Source organism: Methylocaldum marinum (assembly GCF_003584645.1).
Taxonomy (GTDB): Bacteria; Pseudomonadota; Gammaproteobacteria; order Methylococcales; family Methylococcaceae; genus Methylocaldum; species Methylocaldum marinum.
In genome coordinates this window covers 3,638,026-3,651,002 of sequence record NZ_AP017928.1, presented here as the reverse complement: position 1 = coordinate 3,651,002, position 12,977 = coordinate 3,638,026, and the positions used below count along the sequence as shown (strand labels likewise).

Below are 12,977 nucleotides of genomic sequence, written 5' to 3'. Positions count from 1 at the left end.
GTATGGAATGGGAAACGGTCATCGGGTTGGAAATTCACGCCCAACTCGCTACTAAATCCAAGATTTTTTCGGGTGCGGCGACGGCTTACGGCGCCGAGCCGAATACCCAGGCCTGCGCGGTGGATTTGGGGCTTCCGGGAGTGTTGCCGGTGTTGAACCGAGAAGCGGTGCGAATGGCGGTCAAATTCGGCCTCGCCATCGGAGCGCGCGTGGCATCGTTTTCGGTCTTCGCACGCAAAAATTACTTCTATCCGGATTTGCCCAAAGGCTATCAAATCAGCCAGTACGATCTTCCGGTAGTGAGCACGGGACACTTGAACATTTCGTTTGACGGCGTCGAGAAAACCGTCGGAATCACTCGCGCTCACCTCGAAGAGGATGCCGGCAAGTCCTTGCACGAGGATTTTCACGGCTTCACGGGAATCGATTTGAATCGCGCCGGTACGCCGCTTTTGGAAATCGTGTCCGAGCCGGATCTTCGCTCGGCCAAGGAGGCGGTGGCTTACATGAAAAAGCTCCATGCCCTGGTCCGATATCTGGAAATTTGTGACGGCAACATGCAGGAAGGATCGTTTCGTTGTGACGCGAATGTTTCGGTGCGTCCCAGGGGCCAGGAAAAGTTCGGTACGCGCGCCGAAATCAAGAACCTGAACTCGTTCCGCTTCGTGGAGCGCGCGATCAATTACGAAATCGAACGGCAGATCGAACTTCTCGAGGGCGGTGGGCAAGTGGTGCAGGAAACTCGCCTGTACGATGCCAACAAGGATGAAACCCGCTCTATGCGCACCAAGGAAGAGGCGAACGATTACCGCTATTTCCCCGATCCCGACCTGCTGCCTCTGGAGATCTCGAGCGATTTCATCGAGGACGTACGCAAGGATTTGCCGGAGTTGCCGGATGAAAAGCGCGACCGTTTCAAGTCCCAGTACGGGTTGAACGATTACGACGCGATCGTGCTGACCGCAACCCGAGAGCTTGCCGATTATTACGAAGCCGTGGTTGCGGAGTCGGCGGGGAGCGATCCCAAATTGTGCGCGAACTGGGTCATGGGCGATTTGTCCGGTGCACTTAACAAGGCTGGCCTGGAAATCGAGAAGAGTCCGGTCGAAGCGTCTCGCCTCGCGGGGCTCATTCGACGCATCGCCGATAATACGATCTCCGGAAAACTGGCCAAGCAAGTCTTCGAAGCGCTGTGGGAGTCGGGCGACACCGCCGATGCCATTATCGAGAAGCAAGGTCTGAAACAAATCACCGATACCGGAGCCATCGAGAAAATTATCGACGAAATCATCGCCGCGAATCCGGAGCAGCTGGCGCAGTACCGGGCGGGAAAGGATAAGCTGTTCGGATTTTTTGTCGGGCAAGCCATGAAGGCGACCCAAGGCAAGGCCAATCCGCAGCAGTTGAACGAACTGCTCAAGAAAAAATTACAGTAATCTTGGTTCGGGCAGCGGCAATCCGCAAGCCGCTACGGTCCCATCGATCATATTTCGAATCTGAGCGTCGTCCGAGGCCGGATTTCTCGGTGACGATGGGACTGCTGATGCGTTCGCCGGTCCGGCGCAGCGTTTTATCCGCTCCACAAACCCGTCGCACGGACGCCGGCGTTTTTTCCTAGCTTTATTAACGGCCGACCCGCTATGGAGACTTATTCGATTCCAGGTTTTGCCGATCCCGTAAGTTCTCTCATGCACTTGTTGGCCGCGGGTGTATTCACCGTTCTGGGATTCTTTCTGATTCGCCGGGCCAAGGGCAAGCTCAGCCACGTACTGGGTGTTTCGGTATTCGTCTTTACCTGCATCTTTCTCCTGTCCATGAGCGGAGTGTTCCATCTGTTGTCCGTTGGCGGGGCAGGACGCGCGGTATTGCAGCGATTGGACCATGCCGCAATCTTTTTGTTGATCGCGGGAAGCTTTACCCCGGTACATTCCATTCTTTTCACCGGTTTTTGGCGTTGGGGCGTTTTGCTCCTGGTTTGGGGCTTGGCGATTACCGGTCTCACGCTCAAGGTCATTTTCTTTGAAGACATCCCGGAATCGCTCGGTCTGACATTGTATTTGGGGCTGGGCTGGCTGGGGCTGGTGTCGGGCATCGCCGTCTGGCGCCGATTCGGTTTTTCGTTCTTCAGACCGATGCTTTTCAGCGCACTGGCCTATACCTCGGGTGCCGTTCTGGACTTTTTTCGGTGGCCGGTGCTTGTCGGCGGGGTGTTGGGGCCGCATGAGTTGTTCCACATCGCTGTGCTGGCCGGAATCGGATTCCATTGGCGCTTTGTGAGGAATTGTTTGGATCGTGCCGATGCAGGCGCAGTGTCGGCGAAGGAACCGGAACCGCTGTCGGCATGGCATTCCAAGACGATCGAACAAACTTATGAGGCGGTTCGGTCGGGTTCGGAAGGATTGACCGAAGAGGAGGCGGGCCATCGCCTCGCCGAGCACGGATTCAACGAAATCGAGCAGGGCAGGAGCGTTTCGGCGTTCTGGCTTTTTCTGTCGCAGTTCAAGAGCGTTCTGGTCATTATCCTGCTGGTCGCTATCGGTTTTTCGGCCTATTTGGGGCATACCGTCGAATCCATCGTCATTGCAGTGATCATTTTGTTCGCCGTGTTGCTGGGGTTTTTTCAGGAATACCGCGCCGAGCGTGCGATGGAGGCCTTGCAGCAGATGGCGGCGCCAACGGCGAGCGTGCTGCGCGGCGGCAAATTCGTCGAAATACCGGCACGCTATCTGGTTCCGGGCGATATCGTCCGACTCCAGACCGGCAATCGCATTCCGGCCGATTTGCGCCTGATCGAGTCCGTGAATCTCCAGGTCGATGAGGCGCCTTTGACGGGCGAGTCGACGCCTGTGGAAAAACGCACGGTGCCGCTCGATGATCCCGAGTTGGCCATCGGCGATCGACTGAACATGGGATTTGCCGGCACGGCGGTGACCTATGGGCGCGGCCAGGGGGTGGTTGTCGCCACCGGAATGAAAACCGAGTTCGGGCGTATCGTGGGTCTCCTGCGCGGGGCGGAACAGCGCGAGACGCCGCTGCAGAAGAGTCTCGACAAGGTTGGGAATGTCCTGGCTGTCGCCGCCGTTTTCATCGTCGCCGTCATCGTTTCTCTGGGTATTTTGCGGGGCGAGCCTTTCGAACAGATGCTGATTTTCGGCATTGCGCTGGCGGTCGCTGTCGTGCCTGAAGCTCTGCCCGCCGTGGTGACGATTTCTCTGGCCATCGGTGCCCGTCGGATGGTCAGGCGTCATGCGCTCATACGTCGTTTGCCCGCGGTGGAGACCTTGGGCAGTACGTCCGTCATTTGTTCGGACAAGACCGGAACCTTGACCAAGGACGAAATGACGGTACGCAAGATTTGGGCTGCGGGAGACTTGTTGAGCGTTACCGGGGCAGGTTATGAACCGGTCGGACGGTTTCTTGAGAAAGCGCGCGAAGTCGCTCCGCCCCCTCCGGTAAAGGCGCTGCTTCAAGCAGCTGCACTGGCGAGTGATGCGGGCGTGGTTCGAACCGTAGACGGGCGTTGGGGGATTCAAGGCGACCCAACGGAAGGTGCGTTGGTCGTCGCTGCCGCAAAAGCCGGGTTGAAGCCATCCGAGCTGGATCGCCGGTTTCCGCGGGTGGGCGAAATACCTTTTACCTCGGAATCCAAGCGGATGACCACGCTCCATGAGAATGGCGACGGCGGACGGATCGCCTATGCCAAAGGCGCTCTGGAAGTCATCCTAAACGCCTGCGACCGCTGGACGAGCGCAGAGGGTGAAGTACCGCTGGATGATGCGACGCGCAAAGCCATCTTGGCCGAGGCCGAACGGATGGCGGGCGAGGCACTCCGTGTGCTGGCGGTGGCGCGAAAGGATCAGGCTTCGCTCGAAACCGCCGAGCATGACATGTGTTTCCTGGGGCTGGTCGGAATGATCGATCCGCCGCGTCCCGAGTCGAAATCCGCGATCGCCACTTGCGAAAAGGCGGGCATCAAGGTCGTTATGATCACCGGGGATCATCCGGCCACTGCCCGTTCGGTCGCCCGTGAGCTGGGCATTTTGAAAAGCGGGCGAGTGGCTACCGGAGTCGAGCTGGATGCGATGAGCGATGAAGAACTCGCGCGGACGGTCAGGCAAATCGAAGTGTTCGCTCGTGTGGCTCCCGAGCACAAGATTCGCATCGTTCAAGTTCTGCAGGACCAAGGCCACATTGTCGCCATGACCGGCGACGGCGTAAACGACGCGCCGGCTCTCAAACAGGCCGATATCGGCGTCGCCATGGGTATCACCGGCACCGACGTGTCCAAGGAGGCTGCGGCGATGATGCTCACCGACGACAATTTCGCTTCCATCGTCGCCGCCGTGGAGGAAGGACGGGGGATTTTCAGTAACATCAAGAAATACTTGATGTATTTATTGTCTTCGAATATCGGGGAAATCGGGCTCATGGCTGGCGCTACCCTGGCAGGGTTGCCGCTGCCTTTAAGCGCCGTGCAAATTCTTTACGTGAATCTGGCAACCGACGGGCTTCCGGCTTTGGCCTTGGCAGTCGATCCGATGGACGAGGCTTTGATGAGGCAAAAGCCCCGCGATCCGAGGCAGGGGATTTTCAGCTTGCGGGTGGTTTCGCTGATGTTGATCGGGGGCATGTGGTCGACTCTGGTCAATCTTGGCGTCTTCGTATGGGCGTTGCGCAACGGCGAAGAGCTTTCCAAGGCGATGACGGTGACGTTCGCGACGCTGGTCTCGATCGAGTTCTTCAAGGCCTATAATTTTCGGTCGGACCATTTTTCCGTGTTTCGTCGGCCGTTCGCGAACAAATGGCTGAATTTGGCTATCGTTTGGGAGGCGATGTTGCTCCTTGGCATAGTTTATGTGCCGTTCTTTCAGGGCGCATTCGGTACACGCGGGCTGTCCGGAATCGAATGGGCGGTAGTGCTGGGAGCGTCGGCCACCATAGTCCCGATTTTGGAAGCAGCCAAATGGATGATTCGGCGCGGCTGGTTCGGCAGCCACGAAGGCGGACTGCGTCGGTGAAAAGCTTGTCGCCTTCGGCCGTGCGCGACGCGGGTGATCAATCTCGCGAGAGGGGTGGTCTAACAGTCGGCAAATCGGACATCTAGGGAGAGCACTCATGGCGCCGAGTAATTTTGCAGAAGCCAAGCACCTCACGAGGGTCGCCTTGAACAATTTCTTGATCGGCACTCTGGCGGTGCTGCCGATCATTGTTGTGGCGCAGATCGTCATATTCCTCGCCCATCTGATTCTGAGCACGGTATTCGGCGTGCAAGAGGCGGTCGGCAATTACGGTCTAACGTTTCTTGCTTTCGCAGGCGTTTTCGGCCTACTCACGTATATCGGCCATACCGTCAATAAACGGCGCCATTCCCTGGTTCTTTCCCTGGTTGACCTCGCAATAGCGAGAGTGCCGTTCTTAAGCACGGTTTATCGGGTAACGAAAAAGATCGTCGATATGTTTCGCAGCAAGCCGGACGCACAGAAACGGGAAATCGTATACGTGGAATACCCCAAGGATGGGATGTGGCTGCCGGCCTACGTCACGAATCGGGAGGGCGATCGTTACGTCCTGTACGTGCCTACTTCACCGAACCCAACGAATGGATTCACGGTCATCGTGCACGAATCGAAGGTGGTCAAGTCCGACCTCGACATTTCCGAGGTGACGAGTTTCGTCGTGAGCGTGGGATCCGATTTTCCAAAATCCCAAGAAGCTCTGGGACTGCCCCGCTAGATGCCCTTCGTTGTCGGCGTTAGAGGAGTAATGTGATTTCTTCGGTCTGGCGCGCTCGATTGATCCGGAACCCTCGCATTTCAAGAACGCCTTTAGTGTTGAGGGAGATAATCAAATATAGAGCGTCCGGGTAAGCGGCTTGCTCGAGATCAATCGCCGAAAGTTCGGCGGGAGCGGCCGGATGCGAATGAAAGATCGCGAACAGCTCTTCCCCGCGCTCTCGCATCTGACGCATGGCCTCGATTTGCTCCCGGGGTTCCATCTGGAACCGGCAGTCGGGCGTAGGGGCCGCATTCGTGACCGGGTAGCAGTGGCTTGGAATGCCACCTTTCGCTCCGACCAGGCCGCAGATTTCGACATCCGGAAAAGTCTGGGCATAGCGCAGCAGTTGGTTAACCAAGGTCCTCGGGATATGGATTTCTTTATCGTGCATGGTTCTATTCTGTAAAGGACCGGGTGCTCGCTTACCGCCGTGCCGTAGTGACGCGGAAGTGGCCTTGAAGATCCTGATGATGGCGGATTTCGGTGTAGCCGAAAACTTCCAGGAGATCGGCTACGGCGTTAGCCTGATCAAAACCGTGTTCCAGAATCAATTGGCCGTGCGGATTCAGATGGTCGCGTGCATCCCTGGCGATGATCCGAAGGGCGTCCAATCCATGCAAACCGCCCTTTAGCGCCAAGCTCGGTTCGAAACGTACATCGCCCCGGCTTAGATGCGGATCGTCATCGGCGACATAAGGGGGATTGCTCACTATTAAATCGAACCGTCCGTCGCTAGCCACCGCATCGAACCAATTGCCCGGCTGAAAGCGAACATTGCGAACTCCCAGTCGATCTGCGTTTTCCTGTGCGACTTTCAAAGCTTCGGGGCTGAGGTCCGTTGCGGTGATGCGAGCGAACGGGCACTCCGCGGCGATGGTAATGGCAATGGCGCCGCTGCCGGTACCCAAGTCCAGAATATCGGCTGTCTGGGATGCCGTCATGGCTGTCAGCGCCAAATCGACCAGCAACTCGGTTTCCGGACGCGGGATGAGTACGTCCGGTCGAACCTTAAACGTCCGCGACCAGAATTCCTTCTCCCCGAAAAGGTAAGCGACCGGAGTCCCGGACTGTCGTTGCAGCATGAGTTCGTGAAAACGGTCGAATTCGTCCGGCGAAAGCGTTCGTTCAGGCCATGCGCGAAGGTGCGACCGATCACGGTTCAGGACACGGGCCAGCAAGACTTCGGCGTCGAGTTTCGGGGTTTCGCTCAGGCCTTCGAGGAGGTTTCTAGCTTCCTGGAGCGCGGTCGCGATGGTTGTGCATTGGTACCGCGAGGAAGCAGGGCGGGTGCTCATCACATTAGTCCTGGGCCAGCTGCGCCAGCAATTCGGCCTGATGTTCGTTGATCAAAGGATCGATGACCGGATCGAGATCGCCCTCCATGATGGCTTCGAGCCGATAGAGGGTCAGGTTGATGCGGTGGTCGGTGAGCCGTCCCTGCGGAAAATTGTACGTGCGAATGCGTTCCGAACGGTCGCCGCTGCCGACTTGCAGTTTTCGCGAAGCCGCAATCTCGGCGGTCTGCTTTTCCTGTTCGGCGGATAAAATGCGAGATTTCAGCAGGGACATGGCGCGAGCGCGGTTCTTGTGTTGAGACCGCTCGTCCTGGCATTCCACGACAATGCCGGTGGGAATATGGGTGATGCGGACCGCTGAATCGGTCCGGTTGACGTGCTGGCCGCCGGCGCCCGAGGCGCGATAGGTATCGACCCGTAGATCGGCCGGGTTGATATCGATGTCGATTTCGTCGGCTTCGGCCAGCACGGCGACCGTGCAGGCCGAAGTGTGGATGCGTCCCTGTGCCTCCGTTTCCGGCACGCGTTGCACGCGATGTGTGCCGGCCTCGAATTTGAGGCGCGAATAAACATCCTGGCCGCTGATGCGCACGATGATTTCTTTATACCCGCCATGTTCGCCCTCGCTTTCGCTGACAGGCTCCGCTTTCCACCCTTTCAGCTCGGCGTAGCGGCTATACATACGATATAAGTCGCCGGAGAACAGCGCCGCTTCGGCTCCACCGGTGCCGGCGCGGATTTCCAGAAAGATGTTGCGTTCGTCGTTGGGATCTCTCGGCAACAAAAGGATTTGCAGCTCCTGTTCCAAAGCCTCTATTCTTTCTTCGGCATCGGCCAGTTCTTCCTTTGCGAGGCTACGTACCTGCGGATCTTTGTCGTCGAGCAGGCTGTTGGCGTAGGAACGATCATCGAGCGCACCGAGATACTTGCTGAAACAGCCGACCAGAGGGTTGAGTTGAGCATACTCGCGACCCAGGGCTCTGAAGCGGTCCTGGTCGTTCTGAATCGACGGTTCGGCGAGTAGGGCGGTGATTTCTTCGAATCGCTGGGCGAGATGGTCGAGCTTCTGGCGAATGGATGGTTTCACGTATCAAGAGCTATCTTTAAGTTGAAAAAGTTCTCGGGCGGCGGCAATCAGGTCGTGCCGCTCATGGATGCCTGCTTGTTTGATTTGGACACTGGGAATGTGGATCAATTTGTTGGTAAGCAGATTCGCCAAAAAATCGAGCGCCTCTTCTGGCGATTTGCCGCAGCGCAAGGCCTGGCGGGCGCGGGCCAATGCTTCGGCACGGAGTTGGTCGGCATGATCGCGGAAGTCGCGGATCGTGGACGTTGCGCCTTGAGCGCGCAGCCAGCCCAAAAAATGTTCGACTTCGGTGTCGATAATTTCTTCGGCCTTCTTGGCTGCTTCCCGGCGCGATTTCAGGTTTTCTTCAATGGTGTTCCGAAGGTCGTCCACTGTGTAGAGATACACATCTCTAAGCTGGGCGACTTCCGGTTCGATGTCGCGAGGCACTGCCAAATCAACCATGAACACCGGCTTATGCTTGCGTGCTTTGAGAGCACTTTCGACACCGCCTTTACCCAAAATGGGCAATTGGCTGGCGGTGGACGAGACGACGATGTCGGCCCAGGCCAAATGTTTCGGCAGTTCGGCCAAGGAGATGGCAAACCCGTTAAACTGAGTGGCTAAGGCGTGGGCTTTGTCGTAAGTTCGGTTGGCGATAATCAGATGACCGATCTTGCTTTCGGTCAGATGGCGGGCGGTCAGTTCGATGGTTTCTCCAGCACCGATCAATATAGCGGTTTGCTCGGAGAGGTCATCGAAGATACGCTGTGCCAGACGTACGGCTGCAAATGCAACTGAAACGGGACTGGAACCGATTGCGGTGTCGGTTCGAACTTTTTTGGCGGCGGTAAAGGTATGCTGGAACAGCTTGCTCAGGGTTTTTCCGAGAGTCCCGGCTTCGGCGGCGACCTGGTAGGCCGATTTCATTTGTCCCAGGATTTGCGGTTCCCCAAGTATCATGGAGTCCAGCCCGCAGGCGACACGAAACATGTGGCGAATCGTTTCGGCGTCTGTGTGAAAATAAAGATATGGCTGAAAATCTTCCCGGTGAAGACGCTGCTCTTGGGCAATCCAATTGATCAGGACGTCTTGATCGTCGGTTTCGATGCCGCAATACAATTCCGTGCGGTTGCACGTCGAAAGAATGGCGGCTTCGCCGATATGGGGCAATTGAATCAGGTCCAGCAAAGCGGATTTGAGGCGCTCGGCCGGAAAGACCAGACGCTCTCTGATCAATATTGGTGCGGTGTTGTGGTTCAACCCTAAGGTTAAAATGGCCATGAACTCAAATTTCTGAGACTTTCCAAATATAATTCTAAGTAAAAACCTCAAATGGGGCCAAATACCGGAGACTCGGGTCTATTGTTGCACGTTGCTGACAGCGTACAATCTCGCCCTCATCAATTCAGTTTACCCCGCTTTATCGAAAGCCAGGGACATTTCCGCGATTCCGCTCCGGACGAAGGGAGAAAAGCGTTGTCAATTCTATCCAAGGTTCTTTCATTAACTTCGGCTTAGGAATTTCGTCAGTGTTGAAACGATTGGTCTGTTTGACGTGTGTCGGGGCGATTTGGCTGTCGGGATGCGCGGGATTTAATCCATCGCGATCTCATCCTGACGAATCCCTGGAAGGGATCCGTCAAGCAGATGTCCAAGGGCTCAATCAGCATTCGGAAATCGTCTACTTGCTGTTGTCGGCAGAATTGGCCGGTCAACGCGGACAGTACGAGATTGCGCTGAACAACTATTTGGAGGCCGCCAAGCTGACCGAGGATGCTCAGGTTGCGGAGCGGGCGACTCAGATCGGGCTCTATCTAAAGGATACAGAAAAAGCTCTAACAGCGGCTACATTGTGGAGCGAGCGTGATCCGGAAAATCTTTCGGCGCGCCGAATAGCGGCTTTTCTGCTTCTCAAGGCCGGGCATACCGATAAAGCCCTGGACCAACTGCGGGCTCTTCTGGCTCTGCCCGACGTGGACCTGGAAAGTGCCTTGATCGAACTGGTCAAGTGGCTGGATGCGGAGGTTCCTAAGGAAGAGGGAGCGAAGGTGATGCAGCGCCTGGTTACGGAATTTCCGGGTATGGCCGAACTCCATTTTGCTTTTGCGCTTTTGGCCAGCACCAGGGGCGAGTATCAATTGGCTCTACAGGAGGCCGAGAAAGCACTGGCGCTCCATCCCGATTGGAATCGGGCTCGCTTGCTACAGGCTCAGGTCATGTCTCAGATGGGAGACTCCGAAGCCGCGAGAGCCACCGTCCAGAAGGCGCTGAGGAGCGATCCCAATAATGTCCGCTTGCGCTTGATCTACTCCCAGTTTTTGGCGAAAGCAGGAGATCTTCGCGGCGCGGAGAGGGAATTGGCTCGTATTCTGGAAAAGGATCCGGACAATCACGATGCCCGTTTCGGTCTGGCGAACTTGTTGATGGAAGCGGGACGAGACGAGAACGCAAAGAAACAGTTTCTCGAATTAACGACTGTAAGCAAGTGGCGAGGGCAAGCCTATTTCTACTTGGGGTTGATCGAGGCGCGGCAGAATCGCTTGCAAAATGCTCTGACGTGGTTCGATAGAGTTCGGTCGGGGCCGTTGGAATTCGACGCAAAGGTTAATTCGATTACGGCTTTGATTAATCTTGGCCGAATCACCGAGGCGCGTCAGCGCTTGGTTGAGGTTCGGAAGCAATTTCCAGATGAGGCCTTGCGGCTTTACCTGTTGGAGGCGGAGCTTTTATCGAAGTCCAAGGATTACGAAGCGGCCTTTGATTTGTTGACCGCTGCACTCGAAGAAATGCCGGACCAGATGGAACTGCTTTACTCACGTGCTTTAATTGCCGAGCAATTGGATCGCGTCGATGTTTTAGAGACGGATTTACGTGCCGTATTGGAGAAAAATCCTGAGGATGCCAATGCACTCAATGCCTTGGGGTACACTTTGGCTGATCGTGGCGCCCGGCTGGACGAAGCTAAGCAGTATCTCGATCGGGCGATTGAGCTTAAGCCCGATGATCCTGCCATTCTAGACAGCTACGGTTGGTTGCAATACCGGTTGGGAAACCATGGTACGGCGTTGGATTATTTGCAGCGAGCTTATGAATCGGTCAGTGATCCCGAGATAGCGGCCCATTTGGGCGAGGTGCTGTGGGAGTCCGGGCGACATCAAGAGGCGAAAAAAGTATGGAAGGAAGCGCTCAAGAAGGATCCCGGACACGATGATATGAAGAAAATCAAGATTAAATATCGGGAAGCTTTCGAGTAGAGCGTGTTGAAAAGCCCCCGTCTGTTTCGAGTTCCGGTGGTAGTGTTGGCCCTATGTCTCGCCGGTTGTGCTGCTTTACAAAGAGATTTGCAGGCTCCTGGAATCGGTTCCAAGGTCGAAGAAAATTATCGGTTGAAGTCGTGGCGACTGGAGGGGCGGATTGGCGTGCAAACAGCGGATGATGCCTGGCAAGCCAATCTGTTTTGGGAGCACGATCCAAATCAGGATCGTCTGCGGGTCTCCGGGCCCTTTAGCCAGGGCATGGTTTCCATTGTTGTGCAGAAGGACCTGATCTACGTTAACGAAGGCGGTGGCGTAACGGAGTCGTCGCGCGATCCCGATGGTATGCTTAAAGACCGGTTGGGTTTTGCCGTGCCTCTATCCAGCTTGCGACATTGGGTGGTGGGATTGCCCGATCCGAATCGGCCGCATGCGTCCATTGTTGGTGAGTCCGGGTCTCCGTTGGGGTTCCGGCAATCGGGTTGGACGCTTCAGTTCCAGCAATTTATGAACGTGGGTGATCGGGTCATGCCGCAGAAATTTGCTATTCAGGGGCCAGAAGTAAAGCTTAAATTGATAGCGGATAGCTGGCGTGTAGAGGGTTAGTGAATGATGGATTCGGATGTGCTTCATCTGCCTGCCCCGGCCAAGCTTAATCTGATGCTGAGGATAGTGGGCCGCCGCAAAGACGGTTACCATTTGCTTCAAACGGTATTTCAATTCATCGATCACTGCGACTGGATTACGCTGCGTCGCCGCTCCGATGGAGTGATTCGTCTGGTGAATCCTCTTCCCACGGTACCGGAAGATCAGGATTTGACCGTAAGAGCTGCGAAACTCTTACGCAAATTTACCGGCATTGGGTACGGAGTCGAGATTGAAATCGAAAAGAATCTTCCTATGGGAGGTGGTTTGGGGGGTGGAAGCTCGGATGCCGCGACAGCCTTGCTGGGGTTGAATGTCCTGTGGCGGACAGGTTTGTCTTTGCAGGACCTGATGGTATTGGGTCTACAGTTGGGGGCTGACGTTCCGGTTTTCATAAATGGTCGCTCCACTTGGGCTGAGGGTGTAGGGGAAGTATTGACCCCGTTGGATCTGCCCGAGCCTTGGTTCGTTGTCCTGGTGCCTGGTTGCCATGTGTCGACCGCGCAGATTTTTTCGGCTCCCAATTTGACACGTAACAATAAACCGATCACAATATCCGACTTTCTTGCGGGGCAGCAGGAGAATCATTGTTTGCCTGTGGTTTCCGAGTTGTACCCGGAGGTCCGGGCTGCTTTGTGCGGTTTGGGGCGTTTCGCGCACGCCAAGCTTACCGGGACCGGAGCCTGTGTTTTTGCTGCATTCGCTGAGGAAGCGGATGCGCGCGCAGCGGTCGCAGCCTTGGAAAGGGAGTGGTTGGTATTTTTTGCGCGAGGCCGGAATCGGTCCGCTCTCCATCGGGCGCTGAAGCTTGCCTGAGTAGGGCGATCAACAACATTCATTGGGGCGTAGCCAAGCGGTAAGGCACCGGGTTTTGATCCCGGCATTCCCAGGTTCGAATCCTGGCGCCCCAGCCATAAATAATTCCGACTCGATATCTCG

The 12,977-nt window shown here is 56.1% G+C and carries 10 protein-coding genes and 1 tRNA gene; 7 read left to right on the top strand and 4 right to left on the bottom strand.

Annotated features, from left to right (window positions below; translation table 11 throughout):
- The first annotated feature begins 2 nt into the window (after positions 1-2).
- The 3 genes from gatB to sS8_RS16070 all read left to right on the top strand — a co-directional run bounded on the left by gatB (position 3) and on the right by sS8_RS16070 (position 5,733).
- Positions 3-1,436, top strand: coding sequence for an Asp-tRNA(Asn)/Glu-tRNA(Gln) amidotransferase subunit GatB (gene gatB, locus sS8_RS16080; protein WP_119630492.1), 1,434 nt, complete (start codon positions 3-5; stop codon positions 1,434-1,436).
- Between the two features lie 204 nt (positions 1,437-1,640).
- Entirely contained in the window at positions 1,641-5,018 is a 3,378-nt protein-coding gene (trhA, locus tag sS8_RS16075; RefSeq protein ID WP_119630491.1) for a PAQR family membrane homeostasis protein TrhA, read from the top strand.
- A gap of 97 nt (positions 5,019-5,115) precedes the next feature.
- Positions 5,116-5,733 carry a DUF502 domain-containing protein gene (locus tag sS8_RS16070; protein ID WP_119630490.1) on the top strand — a complete coding sequence of 206 codons (618 nt, stop codon included), beginning with the start codon at positions 5,116-5,118 and terminating at the stop codon, positions 5,731-5,733.
- A 19-nt stretch (positions 5,734-5,752) separates the two neighbouring features.
- Here the strand turns inward: sS8_RS16070 and sS8_RS16065 are convergent, their stop codons facing one another.
- Genes sS8_RS16065 through hemA form a run of 4 tightly spaced genes read right to left on the bottom strand, consistent with a single transcriptional unit; the run spans position 5,753 to position 9,420 of the window.
- Positions 5,753-6,166, bottom strand: coding sequence for a Mov34/MPN/PAD-1 family protein (locus tag sS8_RS16065; RefSeq protein WP_119630489.1), 414 nt, complete (start codon positions 6,164-6,166; stop codon positions 5,753-5,755).
- A gap of 31 nt (positions 6,167-6,197) precedes the next feature.
- A complete protein-coding gene (gene prmC / locus sS8_RS16060) occupies positions 6,198-7,070 on the bottom strand; it encodes a peptide chain release factor N(5)-glutamine methyltransferase (protein WP_119630488.1) in 873 nt (290 codons plus the stop codon).
- Positions 7,071-7,074: 4 nt separating this feature from the next.
- Positions 7,075-8,157 carry a peptide chain release factor 1 gene (gene prfA / locus sS8_RS16055; protein ID WP_119630487.1) on the bottom strand — a complete coding sequence of 361 codons (1,083 nt, stop codon included), beginning with the start codon at positions 8,155-8,157 and terminating at the stop codon, positions 7,075-7,077.
- Between the two features lie 3 nt (positions 8,158-8,160).
- Entirely contained in the window at positions 8,161-9,420 is a 1,260-nt protein-coding gene (gene hemA / locus sS8_RS16050; RefSeq protein WP_119630486.1) for a glutamyl-tRNA reductase, read from the bottom strand.
- Positions 9,421-10,130: 710 nt separating this feature from the next.
- Here hemA and sS8_RS16045 point away from each other — a divergent pair.
- The 4 genes from sS8_RS16045 (at position 10,131) to sS8_RS16030 (ending at position 12,952) form a co-directional block, all read left to right on the top strand.
- On the top strand, positions 10,131-11,393 hold the full coding sequence (locus sS8_RS16045; RefSeq protein WP_232020334.1) for a tetratricopeptide repeat protein: 1,263 nt from the start codon (positions 10,131-10,133) through the stop codon (positions 11,391-11,393).
- Positions 11,394-11,396: 3 nt separating this feature from the next.
- A complete protein-coding gene (gene lolB / locus sS8_RS16040) occupies positions 11,397-11,999 on the top strand; it encodes a lipoprotein insertase outer membrane protein LolB (RefSeq protein ID WP_119630485.1) in 603 nt (200 codons plus the stop codon).
- A 3-nt stretch (positions 12,000-12,002) separates the two neighbouring features.
- Positions 12,003-12,854: a 4-(cytidine 5'-diphospho)-2-C-methyl-D-erythritol kinase gene (ispE, locus tag sS8_RS16035; RefSeq protein ID WP_119630484.1), complete on the top strand. Its 852-nt coding sequence runs from the start codon at positions 12,003-12,005 to the stop codon at positions 12,852-12,854.
- 23 nt (positions 12,855-12,877) lie between these two features.
- Positions 12,878-12,952, top strand: a tRNA-Gln gene (locus tag sS8_RS16030).
- Positions 12,953-12,977 lie beyond the last annotated feature (25 nt).

What these genes read in the sequence shown, in the direction of transcription:
- prmC (WP_119630488.1), bottom strand. Translation starts at nt 7,070, where the DNA reads ATGAGCACCCGCCCTGCTTCCTCGCGGTACCAATGCACAACCATCGCG.
- gatB (WP_119630492.1), top strand. Translation starts at nt 3, where the DNA reads ATGGAATGGGAAACGGTCATCGGGTTGGAAATTCACGCCCAACTCGCT.
- ispE (WP_119630484.1), top strand. Translation starts at nt 12,003, where the DNA reads ATGATGGATTCGGATGTGCTTCATCTGCCTGCCCCGGCCAAGCTTAAT.
- sS8_RS16070 (WP_119630490.1), top strand. Translation starts at nt 5,116, where the DNA reads ATGGCGCCGAGTAATTTTGCAGAAGCCAAGCACCTCACGAGGGTCGCC.
- sS8_RS16065 (WP_119630489.1), bottom strand. Translation starts at nt 6,166, where the DNA reads ATGCACGATAAAGAAATCCATATCCCGAGGACCTTGGTTAACCAACTG.
- trhA (WP_119630491.1), top strand. Translation starts at nt 1,641, where the DNA reads ATGGAGACTTATTCGATTCCAGGTTTTGCCGATCCCGTAAGTTCTCTC.
- hemA (WP_119630486.1), bottom strand. Translation starts at nt 9,420, where the DNA reads ATGGCCATTTTAACCTTAGGGTTGAACCACAACACCGCACCAATATTG.